Consider the following 17,017-nt stretch of genomic DNA (forward strand, 5'->3'; position numbering starts at 1 on the left):
CCGGCATGTCCGAAAGACTGCTGCCGTGCGTCCCCCTCACCCTAACCCTCTCCCCAGGGGGGAGAGGGGACGACGGCAAAGGGCGCATCAGACCGCGATGTGCTTCTTCAGGCTTTCCTTGGTCAGGCCGGCCATGGCGCCCTGTTCCGCCACCTCGCCCTTGGACAGCACGTAGTAGCGTTCGGCCACCCGGCGGACGAGGCTGTAGTTCTGCTCGATGATCAGCAGGCCCGTGCCGCCGTCGGCGACGTGGCGCAGGTTGTCGGCCAGCTCGTCGACGATCACCGGGGCCAGCCCCTCGCTCGGTTCGTCGAGCACCAGCAGATGCGGGTTGGCCATCAGGGCGCGGCCGATCGCCAGCATCTGCTGCTGCCCGCCCGACAGCGCCGTCCCCGGCGTGTCGGCCCGCTCCTTGAGGATCGGGAACATCGCGAAGACCCGCTCGACGGTCCAGGCGCCCTTGCGGCGGACGGCGGCGCCCAGGATCAGGTTCTCGCGCACCGTCAGGTTGGGGATGATGCAGCGCCCCTGCGGCACGACCGAGATGCCCGCGCGCGCGGCTGTGAAGTGGCGGATGTCTCCCACCGCCTTGCCGGCCAGCCGGATTTCCCCCTGCATGCGCCGGGCGATGCCGAGGAAGGCGTTGACGATGGTCGTCTTGCCGACCCCGTTGCGGCCCAGCACGGCGACCCGCTCGCCGGCGTCGATGCGCAAATCCAAGTCGTGCAGGATGCGGGCGCCGCCATAGCCGGCGACGACGTTGCTGAAGGCCAGAAGCTCGCTCATGCCGCACTCCCGAGATAGGCGGTGACGACCTCGGGCGAGCGCCGGATCTCGTCCGGCGTGCCTTCGGCCAGGACGCGGCCCAGTTGCAGGACGGTGATGCGGTCGCAGATGGAGAAGACCACCTCCATGTCGTGCTCGACGATCAGGACGGTCACCTTCCAGCGCTGCGCCAGATCGCGCAGCAGGGTGGCGAGCCCCAGCGATTCCCGCATCGACAGCCCGGCCGCCGGCTCGTCGAGCAGCAGCACGCGCGGCCGTCCGATCAGCGCCAGCGCCAGATCGAGCCGGCGCTGCTCGCCATAGGCGATGTCGCACGCCCGCGCATCGCCCAGACCGGTCAGCCCCAGCTCGTCCATCACCTCGTGGACGTTGGGCTTCTCGGCCTGCCGGGCGGCGATGTCGAGCTGCTCGCGCACCGACAGCTCGGGAAAGATGTTGGTCTTCTGGAAGGAGCGGGCCATGCCGTGGCGGCGGCGCTCCTGCACGCCCATCGCACCGATGTCGCGGCCGTCCATCCTCACCTGTCCGGACCAGACGGCCGCCCGGCCCGACAGCACGTCGATCAGCGTCGACTTGCCGGCCCCGTTCGGGCCGATCAGGCCGCGGATTTCGCCGTGGGGAACCGCGATGTCCACCTTGTTCACCGCGAGGAATCCGCCATAGGGACGAGTCAGCGCCGTGCCCTCGATGGCGTAGGTGCCGTTCATCGACCCGCTCATGCCCTGCCTCCCGTCCTGCGCAGCAGGCGCCCGGCCAGTTCCGCCAGAGTGCCGGCGATGCCGGCCGGCATCAGCACGGTGACGACGATCACGGTGACGCCGATCATCGCCGGCCAATGCTCGGTCAGGTTCCCGGCCAGATCCTTGAGGAAGAAGAAGATCATCGCGCCCAGCGCCGGCCCCCACAGGAGCCGCGGGCCGCCGATGACCGCCATGATCAACGCCGAGCCGGACAGGCTCCAGTGCAGCACTTCGGGCGAGACGAAACCGTTGTAGAGTGCGAAGAGAAGCCCGGCCAGCGCCGCCACGAAGGCCGAGATGGCATAGGTCGCGGCGCGCGGCAGCACCGTGCGATAGCCGATGAAGCGGGCGCGCTCCTCATTCTCGCGGATCGCCTCGGTCAGCCGGCCGAAGGGGCTGCGCACGGTGACGTAGAGCCCGAAGATCACCAGCGCCAGCAGGCTCCAGCACAGGACGAACATCGTCTCGGGTTGCTGCACGACGGAGATCGGCAGGCCGAACAGGGTGTCGGGCAGCGGGATGGCGAAGCCGTCGTCGCCGTTGGTCAGCCCTTGCGCCTTCATCGAGAATTCGTGGAAGGCCTGCCCCACCGCAAGTGTCAGCATCGAGAAGGCGACGCCGGGAACCCGCACGATCACCAGACCGAGCAGGAAGGCCGTCAGCGTCGGCACGGCGAGCGCCAGCACCAGCGCCAGCTCCGCCGGCAGCACCTCGTGGCGCAGCAGCAGGCCGAAGCAGTAGGCCGACACCCCGTACCAGGCGGCGTGGCCGAAGCTGACGACGCCGTTCTGGCGGATCAGGAAGCCGACGCCGACCGCCAGCATCCCGCCGATCACCGCCTGGGTCAGCAGCGTCAGCACCAGCACCGAAGCGACCACGCCCGGAAGGCCGAAGCCGACGGCCAGCGCCACGGCGAGCAGCAGCCAGGACAGGTGCGACAGGCGGGGGGCGACGACGCGGGCGCTGGTGAGGTTCATGGTTGCGCGGCTCATACGTGGCTCCCTGCGAATCCGGTCGGCCGCCACACCAGGACCGCGACCATCAGGAGGAAGGGCACCATCGTCGCCGCCCACGGGACGTAGATGATGCCGAGATTGTGGATCTGGCCGATGGCGAGCGCCGCGATCAGCGCGCCGGAGAAGCTGCCGAGCCCGCCGACCACCACGACGATGAAGGATTCGATCAGGATCGACCCGCCCATCGACGGCGACAGCGCCAGCAGCGGGGCGGCGATGGTGCCCGACAGCCCGGCCAGCCCGGTGCCGACGGCGACGACCAGCGCGCTGACCCGGTCGGTGTTCACTCCCTGCACCGCCGTCGTCACCGGATCGATGCTGGAGGCGCGGACGAACAGGCCGATCCGGCTGAAGCGCAGCCACAGGGCGAGCCCGACGCCGACCGCCGCCGCGACGGCGATCACCAGAAGCCGGTAGGTCGGGAAGGGCTGGCCCAGGATGTCGACGCTGCCCGCCAGCATCTCCGGCAGCGGCAGGGAATGGGTCTCCTTGCCCCAGACGGTGTGGGCGAGATCCTCCAGGATCAGCAGCAGCCCGAAGGTGACCAGCACCGTGGCGATCGGGTCCTGGCGGCGCAGCGGCCGGAACACCGACACGTCGAGCAGGGCGCCGGCCACCGCCAGCACCACGGCGGCGCCCAGGACACCCGCCCAGAAGCCGGCGAGGGTGGCGATGCTGAAGCCGACATAGGCGCCGATCATGAACAGGCTGCCATGGGCGAAGTTCACCACCCGCCGCAGCCCGAAGATCAGCACCAGTCCAACCGACACGATGAAGAGCAGGCCCCCGTAGACGAGGCCGTTGAGAACTTGGATCAGCAATGCGTTCGCCATCTTGGGGAACCCTTCGATGCCGGTCAGCGCAGATAGGCGCCGCCGTTGATGTCGAGCACGACCCCGCTGAGGAAGGAGGCGGCGGGCGAACAGAGGAAGGCGATCGGCCAGGCGATCTCGTCCGCCGAGGCCACGCGCGGCACCAGCTGCGCCGCCACCGCCGGGGAGGGCTGGCCGGCGATCATCGCCGTCGCCGTGGCGCTGGGGGCGACCGCGTTGACGCCGACGTCGGGTGCCGCGCGGCGGGCCAGCCAGCGGGTGAAGGCGTGGACGCCGCCCTTGGAGACGACGTAATGCGCGCCCGTGGTCGACATGGTGCCGCCGGTCCAGCCAGCGACCGATCCGACCAGCACGATCCGCGCGCCGCCGCGCGTCCGCATGCCGGGCAGGAAGGCGCGGGCGAACTGCATCGGTGCCAACAGATTGACGTGGATGATCTCGTGGAAGGAGTCCTCCCACTCCAGCGAGTCCCAATCGTCGAAGGCGATGGCCCCGGCGTTCAGCACCAGCCCGTCGACGCCGCCGACGGCTTCGGCCAGCGCGTCGATGGCGGCACGGTCGCGGACGTCGCAGACATGGGCGGTGGCCCCGGCACCGACCGGCGCCAGCTCCTCCGCCAGGGCCGAGCAGTCGCGGATGTCGGTCAGCACCAGTTCGGCGCCCAGCTGTGCGCAGGCCCTTGCCGTGGCCGAGCCGATGCCGCCGGCCGCCCCGGTGATGAGCACGCGCTTGCCCTTCAACGCGAACGGAGTCGACCCGAATGGAATCGTCATGGCGTCCCTTTCCCTCTGTTTTCTCGCGGAGCTTCGCGCAAGGGGCAGGGCAGGCATCCGGCATCCGGCCTGTCGCCGCGCCTGTGGGCCTTGCCCGACAGGGGATTCGTCGCCCCCGGTCGTGCCTTGGCTGTCCGCTTGTCTTCTGGAAGATCGCTTTTGAAAGACCGTCCGCTGGACGACCGCCGATCCGTTCGGCGATGCACCGGCCGACGCGTCTCGCGGGCCAATTCATAAGTATGCTGTCAGAAAGCTAACTGTCAGTATGTATACTGTCAATCAGTTTTTCCGAAGATCGGAGCCGCGGATTGTCAATGCGACGGATCGACGCCGGGCGGTTTAGGATCGTGCCATTCCCCACATCAGGCAGGAGGCCTCCATGCACCGCGCGTTCAGCCATGACGCCGCGTCGATCGGCATCGTCGGGGCGGGCACCATCGGAGCCAGTTGGGCCGCGCTTTTCCTCGCGACCGGACGGCATGTGACGGTGGTCGATTCCGACCCGCAGGCGATGGCCCGTCTGCGACCCGCCATCGAGGCGGTGGCCGGCGATCTGGTGGCGCTCGGCGTCGGCGATCCGCGCTCCCATTGGGACCGGCTGACCGCTGCCGGCGGCAACTGGAGTTCGCTGGCCGGCGTCGATCTGGTCCAGGAGAACGGGCCGGAATCCCTGACCGCCAAGCGCGCGATCTATACCGCCGTCGAGGCGGTGGTGCGGCCCGAGACCCTGATCGCGTCGAGCACCTCCGGCCTGATGCCGAGCGACCTGCAGGACGGGGCCCGCCATGCCGACCGCATCCTGATCGGCCATCCCTTCAACCCGCCGCACCTGTTGCCGCTGGTCGAGCTGGTGCCGGGCCGGCAGACGGCGCCCGAGGCGGTGGCGGCGGCGGAAGCGGTCTATCGCGCCGTCGGCAAGGTGCCGGTGGTGCTGCGCCGGGAAATCGCCGGCCATCTGGCGACCCGCCTCGTGGCGGCGCTGTGGCGCGAGGCGGTCTATCTGGTGGAGCAGGGAGTCTGCGATCTCGACGACATCGACCGCGCCATCGCCGCCGGGCCGGGACCGCGCTGGGCGGTGCTGGGGCAGGGGCTGTCCTACCATCTGGGGGGCGGGGCTGGCGGGTTGGCCCGCTTCCTGGAGGTGTTCGACGCGCCGATCCGCTCCTGGTGGGACGATCTCGGCACCCCGGTCTTCGATGCCGACAGCAAGCGGGCGCTGGTCGCCGGGGCCGAGGCGCTGGAGGCGTCGGTCGGCGGGCGCGACGCGCTGATCCGCCAGCGCAACGAGGCGCTGCTTGCCGTGTTGCGCGCGCCGGGCCCGCTCTCGGCCCGGCGTCCGGGTGGAGAGCGGGCACCGGACTGATACTCGCCCGGCGGTAATGTGCTACGGGACAGGAGCGGGCGGCGTCAGCGCGCCGCCGCCCGCTCCTCCCGACCGGCCAAGGCTTTGCCGGCGGCATCGCTCTTGCCCGCCGCGTGCATGGCCACCCGGTAGGCGAAGACCAGAGCCGGGCCGAGCGTCGTCCCCGGGCCGGGATAGGTGCCGGCCATGATCGAGGCCATGTCGTTGCCGCAGGCGTAGAGCCCCTGGATCGGGTCGCCGGACTCGCCGAGCACCTGGCCGTCGGCGTCCGTCGCCAGTCCGGCGCTGCAGGCGATCTCCGCCGGCCAGACCGCGACGGCGACGAAGGGAGCTGCCTCGATCGGCTTGAGGCACGGGTTCGGCTTGTTCTCCGGATCGCCGTTGAAGCGGTTCAACTCGCTGTCGCCCTTGCCGAAATCGAGGTCGCTGCCGGTCCGCGCGAAGCCGTTGTGCCGACGCACGCTGTCCGCCAGCCCGGCCGGATCGACGCCGATCTTGCGGGCGAGATCCTCCAGCGTCGGGGCGGTGGTCAGATAACCGCTCTTCTCGTGCGGCGCCAGGTTCCGGGTGCCGGGATGCACCACACCGAGACCGTACTTGGCGACGAAGGCGGAGTCGCAGATCAGCCAGGCCGGCATGGTCGGCACCAGCTTGTGCGATTCGAACATCGCCTCGACGAAGTCGTGGTAGGACGCGCCCTCGTTCACGAAACGCCGGCCGGCGGCGTTCACCGCAATCAGGCCGGGCTTGGCGCGGTCGAGCGCCAGATGGGGGAACAAGCCCCTCCAGGCCCCCGTCCGGCGCGTCACCGACACCGGCGTCCAGAAGGCGCCGCCGCGATGCTGGTCGCCGTCGATCCTCGCGCCGGCCGCCTGGGCCAGGGTCAGCCCGTCGCCGGTGTCGGTCTCGCAGGCCAGCGAATGGACCGGAACCGGCTGCGGCATGAAGGCCTTGCGGAACTCGCGGTTGTGGGCGAAGCCGCCGGTCGCCAGCACCACCCCCTTGCGCGTCCGCACCCGCAGCGTCCGGCCGCCGCTTTCCACCACGGCGCCGATCACGCGACCGTCTTGGCGGCCGTCCTGGCGGCCATCCTCCCGCACAAGCTCGCGGATGGCGGTGTCGAGCCGGATCGGCACCTTGCGCTTGCGCAGGCTGTAGAACAGGCGGGCCACCAGCGCGTTGCCCATGGTGATGCGCGTGCCGCGCGGATATTTCAGCCGGTCGGACAGGTAGCGCAGGAACAGCTTGGCCGAATGGGTGAAGTTGGCCGCCGATTTGAAGCGGCCGATCAGGCGGGGGATGTCGTCCTTGCCGACCATCATGCCGCCGAAGATCATGAACTCGCCGATGGGCGGCCGGACCAGCCGGAAATCCTCGCCGAGCAGGCGGCCGTCGAACGGCTTCGGCACGATCGCCCGTCCGGTCACCGCCGCCCCCGCCATGTTCTGCTGATAGTCCGGGTGGCGCCCGCAGGGCAGGAACTGGACGTCGGTGCGGGTGTCGTAATAGTCGATCGCCGCCGGCCCGGTCTCCAGATAGACGCTGCGCAGGTCGCGGCCCTTGGTGCCGCCGACCAGCCGGTCCATGTAGATCTCCGCCTGCTCCGGGCTGTCGTCGTAGCCGGCCCGCCGGCTCTGCGTGTTGCCGGGTATCCAGAGAGTCCCGGCGGAGGTGGAGGCGGTGCCGCCGATCTGCCCGGACTTCTCGCAGACCATCACCTCCAGCCCTTCCAGTGCGCCGACCAGTGCGGCGGCCATGCCGCCCGGACCGGCGCCGGCCACCAGAAGATCGACCTCGGCGTCCCACGCGGTAACTTGTGCCATTCCTTGTGCTCTCCGTTTCCTCCCGCGCGGTCGAAGGTTCTTATCGTCGCTTGACCTTTCGACCGGCTGCGGCCTTGCCGCGTTTCGTGTTTCCATCGGTGACGGCGGGCGGTGCGCCGGTGTCCTCGGCCGTCTCGCGGTCGACGACCAGCCGCAGCGACGATGGCATGGTGTCGTTGTGCAGGTTGACCAGTTGCGTCAGGAGCTGGATGAATGTCTTGCGGTCGGCCGGCCGCAGGGGTTCCAGGATGCGCTCCTGAACCCGTTCGACCGCCGCGGTGACGGTGACCAGCATGTCCCGGCCGGCCGGCGACAGGTACAGAAGCTTGATCCGCTTGTCCCCCTCGCTCGGTCGGCGATAGACGAGATCCTTGGCCTCCAGCCGCTCGATGACGCCGCCCAGCGTCGAGCGGTCGAAGGCGATCAGCCCCGACAGCCGGGTGGCGTCCACCCCCGGATTCTCGTCGATGGCGACCAGGGCCGCATATTGCACCGAGGTCAGATCGTGGACCGTGCACTCTTCGGTGAAGAGGGCTGTCGAAATCTGCTGTGCCCGCCGGAGAAGATGTCCGGGCTTGGCGTAAAGTTCATCCATGGCCATGCGCGCACCTGTCGATCCTGTTCATGTTGCGGTGATACTCCCATACGGAGGCCGCTGGCAGCACAACCCGCATGACCTGTGCCGTGTTCTTTCGCCATCCCGTCCACACTCTCCAGTGGTCGGCGGGCCGGTGGTCGGCGGGCGCCCCATCCTTCGGGTGCAAAACCGTCCGTCCCACCCGCGATATTGACAGGATGCAATCAGTATGTAAGCTGACATTACGTATGCTGTCAATATTCGCGATGCCCGCGGCAGGCGTCCCGGCTGGACCGATGGGGCCGGTGCGGCGCCGGGCCGGAGCATCGCCATTCCGCCCGCCATCGGGCTCCCAATCGAGGATCCTCGCATGTCTCCCCTTCGCATCGCCGTCGCCGGTGCCGGCGTCATCGGCAAGACTCACATCGACGCCATGTCCGACGCCCAGCAGGACGCGCATCCATGCCGGTTGGCCGCCATCGTCGATCCGGGCGTGGGGGCCCGCGCGCTCGCCGAGCGGCACGGGGTGCCGCACCATGCCGACATCGGGGCGCTGCTGGAGTGCGGTGAATTGCCGGACGGCGTCATCGTCGCCACCCCAAACGCCGCCCACACGCCGATCGGCATCGCCTGCATCGAGCGCGGCATTCCGGTGCTGGTGGAAAAGCCGATCGCCGACACGGTGGAGGCGGCACGGCGGCTGACGGATGCCGCCGAGCGTGCCGGCGTGCCGCTGCTGGTCGGCCATCACCGTCGCCACAACCCGATCCTGCGGATGGCGCGCGAGGTGATCGGGCGCGGCGATCTCGGCGCGCTGGTGACGGCGACGATCCTCTACACCTTCCTCAAGCCCGACGGCTATTTCGACGCCGCCTGGCGGCGGGAGGAGGGCGGCGGCCCGATCCTGATCAACCTGATCCACGAGATCGACACCCTGCGCTTCCTGTGCGGCGACATCGAGAGCCTGCAGGCCTCAAGCTCCAACCGGACCCGCGGCTTCGCGGTGGAGGACACCGCCGCGGTGCTGCTGCGGCTGCGCAACGGGGCACTGGCGACCGTCAGCCTGTCGGACGCCGCCGCGACCCCCTGGAGCTGGGACATGACCACCGGCGAAAGCCCGCAATTCGCCCGCCAGCATGTTCCCACCCATTTCTTCTCGGGCACCCACGGCTCGCTGACGGTGCCGACCCTCGAACTCTGGCGCTACGAGGGTGGGCGCGGCTGGCTCGATCCCTTCACCCGGACGGCGCTGCCGCTCAAGCCCGGCAACCCCTACGCCCTGCAGCTGGCCCATTTCGCCCGGGTTATCCGCGGCGAGGAGGCACCGCTGGCCGGCGGCTCCGACGCCACCGAGACCCTGCGCGCGACCCTGGCGGTGAAGGAGGCCGCGGCCACCGGCCAGCCGGTCCGGCTGCTGAATGCCTGACGGGGCCGCCTGACGGGGGTGGGGCKGCGCGTCGCCGCGCAGCCCTTCCGTTTCCAATCGGCCGTTTCCCCTCGGCCGTTCCCGGATCAGGCCAACGCGGTGTCCGCCTGCCCGGTCGTGACCGGCAGTTCGCGGATGGGCGAGAAGGAGGTCGGATACAGGATCCGATTTTCCATGGTCATGATCATCGGCCGGATCTTGGCCAGACAGCCCTGCCATTGCGCGTTTCCGGCCAGCCGCGCCCGCCTTGCCCGCCGGTCCTCCAGGTCGGCGTACGCCCAGAGATGGACGAGCTGGTTCTGGGTGCCGAACTCGGTCACGAAATAGCCGAGGAACCCGCCCAGGATCGGCTTCTGCGCCGGCAACCCCTCCGTCTCGTAGATGCGCAGATACTCGGCGAGGCTGACGCTGGTGTGCAGGACATACGTGCGTTCTTCGACGACCACTGGAAACTCCCTGTCGATGCTGTGCCGATGTTGAGGATGGCCGGCCGGTCCCGGCGTCATTGCTTGGCGACGAGGCTGCAGGCCAAGTCGGGCGCCTTCCAGGCCTCTTCCGTCGGAATGGTCGAGACCAGCTTGTAATAGTCCCAGCGCTCCTTCGATTCCTGCGGAGCCTTGACCTGGAACAGATACATCGGGTGCAGCTTGCGCCCGTCGATGCGGACCGAGCCCTGGCCGTAGGCATCGTCGTCGGTCGGCAGCTCCTTCATCCGGGCGACGACCGCGCGGCCGTCGGCGTCGCTGCCCAGCGACTTGACCGCCTTCAGGTAATGCGTCACCTGCGAATAGACCGAGGCCTGGTAGGCGGTCGGCATCTTGCCGTGGCGTTCGAAGAAGCGCTTGGAGAAGGCGCGGGTCCTGTCGTTCAGGTCCCAGTAGAACGGAACGCTGAGCAGGGTCCCCTGCGCCGCATCCAGCCCGAGCGCATCGATGTCGGTCAGGTACACGGTCAGGCCGGCGAATCTCTGGCCGCCGTCGAGGATGCCGAACTCCCTGCCTTGCTTCACCGTGCTGGTGAAGTCGGCGGTGGCGTTGGCCAGCCCGATCACCTTCGCGCCCGATGCCTGCGCCTGCAGCAGGTAGGAGGCGAAGTCGGCCGAATTCAGCGGTGCCCGCACCGAACCGACCACCGTGCCGCCGGACTGCTTCACGATGTCGCCGGCCTGCTTCTCCATGTCGTGGCCGAAGGCGTAGTCGGAGGTGATGAAGAACCAGGAGGTTCCGCCCTGCTTGACGACCGCCCGCGCCGTGGCGTTAGCCAGCGCGTAATTGTCGAACGCCCAATGCACATGGTTGGGCGAGCAGGAATCGCCGGTCAGCCGGTTGGTGTTGGAGCCGGACACGATGGCGACCTTGTTCTTGTCGCGAGCGATCTCGACCACCGCCAGCGCGACCGAGGAATTGGCGATCTCCGCAACCATGTCGACGCCCTGGACGTCGTACCATTGCCGCGCGATGGCGGCGCCGATGTCGGGCTTGTTCTGGTTGTCGGCGGCGATCACCTCGACCGGCGTGTCGCCGATGCGGCCGCCGAAATCCTCGACCGCCATGCGGGCGGCCGTCACCGATCCCTGGCCCATGATGTCGGCATAGAGGCCGGACTGGTCGTTGAGGACGCCGATGCGGACGACGTTGCCGGTATAGGCGGCCGATGCGGTTCCGCTGGCCGCTGGACCCAGAGTCAGGCCCAGGGTCAGGCCCAGCGCCAGTGCCGGAGCGCGCGTGTTCATGATGTCCCTCCCACGGGTTGCTTGTTTTTTGGATGGCGGTGGGCGCGGGGCCGGACGGTTCCGCCGGCCCGGTCGAACCGGGTCGGATCAGGAACGCACGCCGCCTGATCGCACACCACTCAACAACCGCCGCATATTGACAGTATGCGTATAATCAGTGTACATCACGATTGCGTGCTGTCAATAATCAGCTATGCGGCGTTTCCTGCCGCCCCGTCGGCCCAGCCGGACAGCAGCGCCTCCGCACCACCCCCGCAAACTTGGGATCAGGGACCATGTCGCCAGAACAGAACTATCCGGCGGTTCGCTTCGTCGTCCAATACGGTTTTTGGCTGGCCGTCGTCGCTGGGCTGGCCCCGCTCTTCGTGGCGGCGGTGGCGCTGCTGTCCGGCTGGGGCGGTGGCGCCGCGCTGGTCCTGGCGCTGAGCGCTCCGCTGCTGTTCCTGGTGATGAAGGCGTTCGCGGAGCTGGTCGCCATCATCTCCGACATGCTGCTGCCGAAATAAGCGCCGGGCGGCAGGGCCACACGCAACCGACGGGCAAAACGCCCGCGAAGCACATTCCGGGAGGGAAGAGACCCCATGAAAACCGATCTGGTCGTCATCGGCGCCGGCATTGCCGGGCTGGTAGCCGCGAACCGCGCCGCCGAACTCGGACTGGGCGTCGTCGTCTTGGAAAAGGGCAGCGACGACCGCTATCTTTGCAACTCCCGCTACACGGGCGGCGCCTTCCACATCGGCATGCGCAGCCTGAACCGTCCGGTGGAGGAGGTGAAGGACACCATCCGCAGCGAAACGGACGGCTTCGTCGACGAAGCCCTGGTGACGATGCTTGCAACCGAGGCGCCGCGCGCCGTCGACTGGCTGCGCCGCCAGGGGATACGCTTCATGAAAGCGGGCCCGCGCGACTGGCAGGACACCGTGCTGGCCCCGCCGGCCCTGCCGCAGCCGGGATTGAACTGGGAGGGGAGGGGCGGCGACACCCTGCTTCGCACGTTGGGCGGCGCATTGGAGAAGCGCGGCGGCAGCATCCACCGCGGGGTGCGCGCCCGCGAACTGATGATGGAGGGAGGCCGCTGCGTCGGGCTGCGGGCCGAACGGAACGGCGAGACGCTGACGGTCGAGGCCCGGGCCGTGGTCATCGCCGACGGCGGATTCCAGGGCGACCCGGACCTCGTGCGCGCCCATGTCTCGCCGGCTCCCGAGGCGGTGCGCCAACGCGGCGCCGGCACCGGCGGCGGCGACGGGTTGCGGATGGCCGCGGCCGCCGGGGCCGCCCTGCGCGGCACGCCCTATGTCTACGGCCACATCCTGTGCCAGGACGCGTTGAACAACGATAAGCTGTGGCCCTATCCGTGGCTCGACGAACTCGTCATGGCCGGGCTGGTGGTGGACAGGACCGGCGCCCGATTCGTCGACGAAGGCCGCGGCGGCGTCTATGTCACCAACCGGATCGCCAAGCTCGACGACCCGCTGGGGGCAACGGTGATTTTCGACCGCCCGATCTGGGACGGGCCGGGGACCGAATCGATCATCCCGGCCAACCCGCACCTGCCCCGCGTCGGCGGAACCATCATCGAGGCCGACACGCTGGAGGGGCTGGCGGCAAAGCTCGGCATCCCGGCGGACCGGCTGGTGGCGACGGTCGCCGCCCACAACGCCGCGGTGGATGGCGGCGACACCGCCGGCCTGACGCCACCGCGCAGCACCGGCCGCGCGCGTCCCTTCCCGATCCGCAAGGCGCCGTTCCAGGCGATCCGCCTGGTTGCCGGCATGACCTACACCATGGGCGGCATCGCCATCGACGACCACAGCCGGGTCAGGCGCGAGGACGGCACGCCCATCGGTGGCCTGTTCGCCGCCGGAGCGACGACCGGCGGGCTGGAGGGCGGCGACGCCATCGGCTATGTCGGCGGCCTGACCAAATCATCGGTTACCGGGCTGCGCGCGGCCGAGGCCGCCGCCGCCGAGCTTGGGCACGATGGGTTTGTCGGGAGCGGGGTGGGGCGGTGAGGCCGGAGATGGAGAGTCCGTCCACCGGCGAAACCCCGGCCGCACGGCCGCTGCTGTGCAGGCCGGTCGCCCTGCGCGGGACGACGCTGCGCAATCCCATCGTCATCTCGCCGATGTGCCAGTATTCGGCGGTGGACGGCGAGGCTGGCGACTGGCACCGGGTGCATCTCGGCCGCTTCGCCATGGGCGGCGCCGGCATGGTGATGGTCGAGGCGACGGCGGTGACCGAGCAGGGGCGGATCACGCCCGGCGATCTCGGCCTGTGGGACGACCGGCAGATCCCCGGTCTGCGCGGCATCGCCGGAACGCTGAAGGCGCTCGGCGCGGTTCCCGGCATCCAGCTCGGCCATGCCGGGCGCAAGGCGGCCACCCAGCGGCCCTGGCAGGGGCATGGCCCGCTCGCCGCCGCCGACGCGGCACGCGGGGAGCCGCCCTGGCCGGTGATCGGTCCAAGTCCGCTGCCCGTCGCCGACGGCTGGCCGGTGCCGGCGGAGCTGGACCGCGCCGGTCTCGCCGCCCTCGTCGAGGCTTGGCGAACCGCGGCGGCGCGGGCGCTGGAGGCGGGGTTCGAGGCGGTGGAACTGCATTGCGCCCACGGCTACCTGCTGCATCAGTTCCTCTCGCCGCTCAGCAACCGGCGGACCGACGGCTATGGCGGCGATCCGGCAGGGCGCTGCCGCTTCCCGCTGGAGGTGGCGATGGCGGTGCGGGCGGTCTGGCCGGCCGACCGGCCGATGTTCGTCCGCCTCTCGGCGACCGACTGGATCGAGGGCGGCTGGACGATCGAGGACAGCGTGGCCTTCAGCCGCGACCTGCGGGACCTCGGGATCGACGTGATCGACTGTTCCTCCGGCGGCATGACCGGGGTTTCGGCCACCGCGGCGGCGGTGCCGCGCCATCCCGGCTTCCAGGTGCCGTTCGCCGGGCGGATTCGGCGGGAGGCCGGGATCGCGACCATGGCGGTTGGCCTGATCCTCGACGGCCGGCAGGCGGAAGCGATCCTGCGCGATGGGGAGGCCGACCTCGTCGCCATCGGACGGGAGGCGCTGGCCGATCCCAACTGGCCGCTGCACGCCCGGCAGCAGCTGTGCGACGGACGCTTCGACGGATGGCCGGAACAGTCCGGCTGGTGGCTGGCCCGCCGGGCGCGGACGCTCGACCGCAAGCAGAACTGAAGACGACCGTATCCGACAACGACAGGCGGCGGACCGGCGCGCTCCTCGTGGCGCGGCGCCGGAGGCCTGCCCATTGGAAAAGGGATCGAAATGAACGCGGATGTTGTTCGCGAAGAGACGGACATCGTGGTGGTGGGCGGCGGCGGCTCCGGCCTGACCGCCGCCATCTTCGCCCGCCGGGAAGGCGCACGGGTCATTCTGCTGGAGAAGCACACGGAGCTGCGCGGCAGCACCGGCCTGTCGATCGGGTCGATCACCGCCACCGGCACCCCTCATCAGCGCCAGGCGGGAATCGTCGACGATCCGCAGGCCCATTTCGAGGATATGGGGAAATTCGCCGTCAAGTTCGCCGGCGACCGGGCGGCGGCGGCCGACAACGAGGAACTGCGGCGCATCCTGGTGGAGAATGTTCCGGCCAGCGTGGAATGGCTGATGTCGCTGGGGGTGACCTTCTACGGTCCGATGCCGGAGCCGCCGCACCGGCAGCCGCGCATGCACAACGTGCTGCCCAACTCACGGGCCTACATCTATTTCGTGGCGCGCGAGGCGCGCCGCGTCGGCGTCGATGCGCGGGTCAACGCGACGGTGGAGCGGCTGCTGGTGGAGGATGGCCGCGTGGTCGGCGTGGCGGCCCGGATCGACGGGCGGCCGCAAGAATTGCGCGCCCGCCGCGCGGTCGTCCTGGCGACCGGCGATTACTCGTCCAGCCCGGACTGGAAGCGGCGATTCAACCCGGCGGTCGCCGAAGTGGACGGCGTGAACACGACGAATGTCGGCGACGGACACCGGTTCGGCGAGGAACTCGGCGCCGAGGTGAAGTTCGGGGAGATCGTCTACGGCCCGAACCTGCGCTTCATGCCGCCGGCCAAGCCCAGCGCCCTCCTGCGGCTGCCGCCGCACCGGCTGCTGACCGGCGCCATGCGCCTGGCCCTGGAAAGGCTGCCGACCTGGAGCCTGCGCCCCTTCATCCTGTCCTTCGTGACCACCTATCTCAGTCCGGAGCCCTCGCTGTTCCGCGAGGGGGCGATCCTGGTCAACAAACGCGGCGAGCGCTTCGCCGACGAACTGGACCGCCCGAACTACGCCCTGGCCGAACAGCCCGACAAGGTGGGCTATATCGTCTTCGACGACGAGGTGGCGCGCAGGTTCGGCAAATGGCCGCACTTCATTTCGACCGCCCCCGGCGTCGCCTACGCCTACCTCCAGGACTACAAGCGGACGCGGCCGGACCTCTACCATCGCGGCCGGTCGATCGAGGAGCTGGCGGCCTCCATGGGGGTGCCCGCCGCGGCACTCGGTAAGGCGATCAGCGCGCACAATGCCGGTCCCGGCGGGCGGCCTCCCATCGGCAAGGGGCCGTTCCATGCGCTGGGACCGGTCAAAAGCTGGATCATCCTGACGGACGGCGGCCTGACGGTGAACCGCAACCATCAGGTGACGCGGGGTGATGGGCAGGCGATTCCGGGCCTCTACGCCGTCGGGTCGGTCGGGCAGGGCGGTCTGCTGCTGGAAGGGCACGGCCATCATCTGGCCTGGGCCTTCACATCCGGCAGACTCGCTGGCGTTCATGCGGCTCGCAATGATGCCGGAATCACGACGCGACGGTGAAGTTTCGGTCCTCGCGCCTCAGCTCGTCCAGCAGGTCGTCGATGATGCGCAGCGCCTGGGCCGTCGCCGCGTTCGGTTCGGTTACGGTCGGGCGGATGAGGAACAGTGTGCGCATCAGCGGCGGCTCGACGATCGGCCGGATCACCAGGGCGCCGGCCTGGATGTCCTCGGCGACGGCGCTGTGCGGCAGGATCGCACAGGCCAGTCCGCGCCGGACCATGTCCTTGATCGCCTGCATGGATTCCAACGAGAAGGCGACGTTCGGCACCAGCCCGCGCGCGGTCATCGCGTCGGTGACCAAACGCCGGACCAGATCGCCCTCGTTGGGCATCGCCAGTTCGGCGCCGGCGATTCCCGCCAGCGTCACCGGCCCAGTCCCGTCGAACCGCGAACCCGGATGGGTGATCAGGCACAGCGCCTCGTTCAGCCGCGGTTCGCGGTGCAGCATGCGGCTGTGCGGCGCCGTGTAGGCCAGCGCAAGATCCAGCTTGCCCGATGCGACATGGCCGATCAGTGCGTGGCTCAACTCCTCGAACAGCTTCAGTTCCACCCCCGGCAGGGCGCCGTGCAGCCGTTCCATCAGCCGGCCGGCCAGCAACCCCGACAGGCTGGGGGTCAGCCCCACGGCCAGTGTCCTCGGAACCTGCCCGGCAACCTCGCGCAGCGACCGTTTCAAATCCTCCAAACGCCGCACCATCAGCCTCGCCTCTTCCAGGAAGAGGAGGCCGGCCGGGGTGGGGTGGGTGCCGGTGACGGTGCGGACCAGCAGCGGCACGCCGAATTCCCGCTCCAGCGCCTTGATCTGCACCCCCAATGCCGGCTGCGCGATGTTCAGCGCCAGCGCAGCCTTGCTGATGCTGCCCAGTTCGCAGACCAGGATGAAGCTTTCCAACTGGCGGCTGCGCATCGGCGGGGTCCATCGTTCCGGCGGTTCGCATCGCTTGCACGCGGTCTGACAAGGGGCAGGACGCGATGCGCGTGGTCCAAAGCCTCGCACCGGCGGCGGGGGAGGGCAAACAATTTTTATATGGGGGTGGTCCAAAGCTGTCCTGGACAGGGCCGGCGGCCTGCATTTGTATGCTTACAAAACAAACAGAATTCAGGCGGACAGAATTCAGGCGGAACGCCGAACGCCCGTCACCGGGAGGGAGAC

General features: G+C 69.5%; 16 protein-coding genes. 6 read left to right on the forward strand and 10 right to left on the reverse strand.

Translation table 11 applies throughout. The annotated features are described in order from the left end of the window. Nucleotides 1-87: 87 nt before the first annotated feature. From AC1DVI_RS08155 to AC1DVI_RS08175, 5 genes are read right to left on the reverse strand one after another with little or no spacing between them, the layout of a single operon-like run. A complete protein-coding gene (locus tag AC1DVI_RS08155; protein WP_114860719.1) occupies nucleotides 88-786 on the reverse strand; it encodes an ABC transporter ATP-binding protein in 699 nt (232 codons plus the stop codon). Beyond that, nucleotides 783-1,505 (reverse strand): ABC transporter ATP-binding protein, encoded by a 723-nt coding sequence (locus AC1DVI_RS08160; protein WP_476957517.1) that lies wholly within the window; start codon nucleotides 1,503-1,505, stop codon nucleotides 783-785. The genes AC1DVI_RS08155 and AC1DVI_RS08160 overlap by 4 nt, the downstream gene beginning before the upstream one ends. Further along, nucleotides 1,502-2,518, reverse strand: coding sequence for a branched-chain amino acid ABC transporter permease (locus AC1DVI_RS08165; RefSeq protein WP_476957518.1), 1,017 nt, complete (start codon nucleotides 2,516-2,518; stop codon nucleotides 1,502-1,504). The genes AC1DVI_RS08160 and AC1DVI_RS08165 overlap by 4 nt, the downstream gene beginning before the upstream one ends. After that, nucleotides 2,515-3,375: a branched-chain amino acid ABC transporter permease gene (locus AC1DVI_RS08170; protein ID WP_476957519.1), complete on the reverse strand. Its 861-nt coding sequence runs from the start codon at nucleotides 3,373-3,375 to the stop codon at nucleotides 2,515-2,517. Before AC1DVI_RS08170 ends, AC1DVI_RS08165 begins: the two co-directional genes overlap by 4 nt. Before the next feature lie 23 nt (nucleotides 3,376-3,398). Further along, a complete protein-coding gene (locus AC1DVI_RS08175; RefSeq protein ID WP_476957520.1) occupies nucleotides 3,399-4,148 on the reverse strand; it encodes an SDR family NAD(P)-dependent oxidoreductase in 750 nt (249 codons plus the stop codon). 379 nt (nucleotides 4,149-4,527) lie between these two features. Between AC1DVI_RS08175 and AC1DVI_RS08180 the strand changes: the two genes are divergently transcribed. Beyond that, nucleotides 4,528-5,511, forward strand: coding sequence for a 3-hydroxyacyl-CoA dehydrogenase family protein (locus AC1DVI_RS08180; RefSeq protein ID WP_476957521.1), 984 nt, complete (start codon nucleotides 4,528-4,530; stop codon nucleotides 5,509-5,511). Between the two features lie 44 nt (nucleotides 5,512-5,555). Here AC1DVI_RS08180 and AC1DVI_RS08185 read toward each other — a convergent pair whose 3' ends face one another. Together AC1DVI_RS08185 and AC1DVI_RS08190 are read right to left on the reverse strand one after the other, a co-directional pair. Beyond that, on the reverse strand, nucleotides 5,556-7,334 hold the full coding sequence (locus tag AC1DVI_RS08185; protein WP_476957522.1) for an FAD-binding protein: 1,779 nt from the start codon (nucleotides 7,332-7,334) through the stop codon (nucleotides 5,556-5,558). Between the two features lie 40 nt (nucleotides 7,335-7,374). After that, complete coding sequence (locus AC1DVI_RS08190) at nucleotides 7,375-7,929, reverse strand: MarR family winged helix-turn-helix transcriptional regulator (protein ID WP_476957523.1); 555 nt, start codon at nucleotides 7,927-7,929, stop codon at nucleotides 7,375-7,377. A gap of 352 nt (nucleotides 7,930-8,281) precedes the next feature. Between AC1DVI_RS08190 and AC1DVI_RS08195 the strand changes: the two genes are divergently transcribed. Then, on the forward strand, nucleotides 8,282-9,337 hold the full coding sequence (locus AC1DVI_RS08195; protein WP_476957524.1) for a Gfo/Idh/MocA family protein: 1,056 nt from the start codon (nucleotides 8,282-8,284) through the stop codon (nucleotides 9,335-9,337). A gap of 86 nt (nucleotides 9,338-9,423) precedes the next feature. Here AC1DVI_RS08195 and AC1DVI_RS08200 read toward each other — a convergent pair whose 3' ends face one another. Further along, on the reverse strand, nucleotides 9,424-9,783 hold the full coding sequence (locus tag AC1DVI_RS08200; RefSeq protein WP_149165983.1) for an NIPSNAP family protein: 360 nt from the start codon (nucleotides 9,781-9,783) through the stop codon (nucleotides 9,424-9,426). A gap of 56 nt (nucleotides 9,784-9,839) precedes the next feature. Next, the gene (locus tag AC1DVI_RS08205; protein ID WP_476957525.1) at nucleotides 9,840-11,069 is read right to left on the reverse strand and encodes an ABC transporter substrate-binding protein; all 1,230 of its coding nucleotides are present in this window, start codon (nucleotides 11,067-11,069) and stop codon (nucleotides 9,840-9,842) included. Nucleotides 11,070-11,344: 275 nt separating this feature from the next. Here AC1DVI_RS08205 and AC1DVI_RS08210 point away from each other — a divergent pair, with 275 nt between their 5' ends. The 4 genes from AC1DVI_RS08210 to AC1DVI_RS08225 all read left to right on the forward strand — a co-directional run bounded on the left by AC1DVI_RS08210 (nucleotide 11,345) and on the right by AC1DVI_RS08225 (nucleotide 15,864). Next, the gene (locus tag AC1DVI_RS08210; protein ID WP_035684237.1) at nucleotides 11,345-11,575 is read left to right on the forward strand and encodes a hypothetical protein; all 231 of its coding nucleotides are present in this window, start codon (nucleotides 11,345-11,347) and stop codon (nucleotides 11,573-11,575) included. Nucleotides 11,576-11,650: 75 nt separating this feature from the next. Continuing rightward, entirely contained in the window at nucleotides 11,651-13,081 is a 1,431-nt protein-coding gene (locus AC1DVI_RS08215; RefSeq protein ID WP_476957526.1) for an FAD-dependent oxidoreductase, read from the forward strand. 8 nt (nucleotides 13,082-13,089) lie between these two features. Further along, a complete protein-coding gene (locus AC1DVI_RS08220) occupies nucleotides 13,090-14,256 on the forward strand; it encodes an NADH:flavin oxidoreductase/NADH oxidase (RefSeq protein ID WP_476957527.1) in 1,167 nt (388 codons plus the stop codon). 90 nt (nucleotides 14,257-14,346) lie between these two features. After that, complete coding sequence (locus AC1DVI_RS08225) at nucleotides 14,347-15,864, forward strand: FAD-dependent oxidoreductase (protein ID WP_476957528.1); 1,518 nt, start codon at nucleotides 14,347-14,349, stop codon at nucleotides 15,862-15,864. On the opposite strand, the gene AC1DVI_RS08230 is transcribed toward AC1DVI_RS08225, so the two are convergent. Beyond that, nucleotides 15,848-16,771: a LysR family transcriptional regulator gene (locus AC1DVI_RS08230; protein ID WP_476957529.1), complete on the reverse strand. Its 924-nt coding sequence runs from the start codon at nucleotides 16,769-16,771 to the stop codon at nucleotides 15,848-15,850. The two genes, AC1DVI_RS08225 and AC1DVI_RS08230, sit on opposite strands and share 17 nt — an antisense overlap. Nucleotides 16,772-17,017 lie beyond the last annotated feature (246 nt).

It is taken from the genome of Azospirillum sp. P4_B5 (assembly GCF_056402275.1).

Excerpts from the sequence above, each read along its gene's own strand:
- AC1DVI_RS08155 (WP_114860719.1), bottom strand. The coding sequence starts at position 786 with ATGAGCGAGCTTCTGGCCTTCAGCAACGTCGTCGCCGGCTATGGCGGC.
- AC1DVI_RS08160 (WP_476957517.1), bottom strand. The coding sequence starts at position 1,505 with ATGAGCGGGTCGATGAACGGCACCTACGCCATCGAGGGCACGGCGCTG.
- AC1DVI_RS08165 (WP_476957518.1), bottom strand. The coding sequence starts at position 2,518 with ATGAGCCGCGCAACCATGAACCTCACCAGCGCCCGCGTCGTCGCCCCC.
- AC1DVI_RS08170 (WP_476957519.1), bottom strand. The coding sequence starts at position 3,375 with ATGGCGAACGCATTGCTGATCCAAGTTCTCAACGGCCTCGTCTACGGG.
- AC1DVI_RS08175 (WP_476957520.1), bottom strand. The coding sequence starts at position 4,148 with ATGACGATTCCATTCGGGTCGACTCCGTTCGCGTTGAAGGGCAAGCGC.
- AC1DVI_RS08180 (WP_476957521.1), top strand. The coding sequence starts at position 4,528 with ATGCACCGCGCGTTCAGCCATGACGCCGCGTCGATCGGCATCGTCGGG.
- AC1DVI_RS08185 (WP_476957522.1), bottom strand. The coding sequence starts at position 7,334 with ATGGCACAAGTTACCGCGTGGGACGCCGAGGTCGATCTTCTGGTGGCC.
- AC1DVI_RS08190 (WP_476957523.1), bottom strand. The coding sequence starts at position 7,929 with ATGGATGAACTTTACGCCAAGCCCGGACATCTTCTCCGGCGGGCACAG.
- AC1DVI_RS08195 (WP_476957524.1), top strand. The coding sequence starts at position 8,282 with ATGTCTCCCCTTCGCATCGCCGTCGCCGGTGCCGGCGTCATCGGCAAG.
- AC1DVI_RS08205 (WP_476957525.1), bottom strand. The coding sequence starts at position 11,069 with ATGAACACGCGCGCTCCGGCACTGGCGCTGGGCCTGACCCTGGGCCTG.
- AC1DVI_RS08210 (WP_035684237.1), top strand. The coding sequence starts at position 11,345 with ATGTCGCCAGAACAGAACTATCCGGCGGTTCGCTTCGTCGTCCAATAC.
- AC1DVI_RS08215 (WP_476957526.1), top strand. The coding sequence starts at position 11,651 with ATGAAAACCGATCTGGTCGTCATCGGCGCCGGCATTGCCGGGCTGGTA.
- AC1DVI_RS08220 (WP_476957527.1), top strand. The coding sequence starts at position 13,090 with ATGGAGAGTCCGTCCACCGGCGAAACCCCGGCCGCACGGCCGCTGCTG.
- AC1DVI_RS08225 (WP_476957528.1), top strand. The coding sequence starts at position 14,347 with ATGAACGCGGATGTTGTTCGCGAAGAGACGGACATCGTGGTGGTGGGC.
- AC1DVI_RS08230 (WP_476957529.1), bottom strand. The coding sequence starts at position 16,771 with ATGCGCAGCCGCCAGTTGGAAAGCTTCATCCTGGTCTGCGAACTGGGC.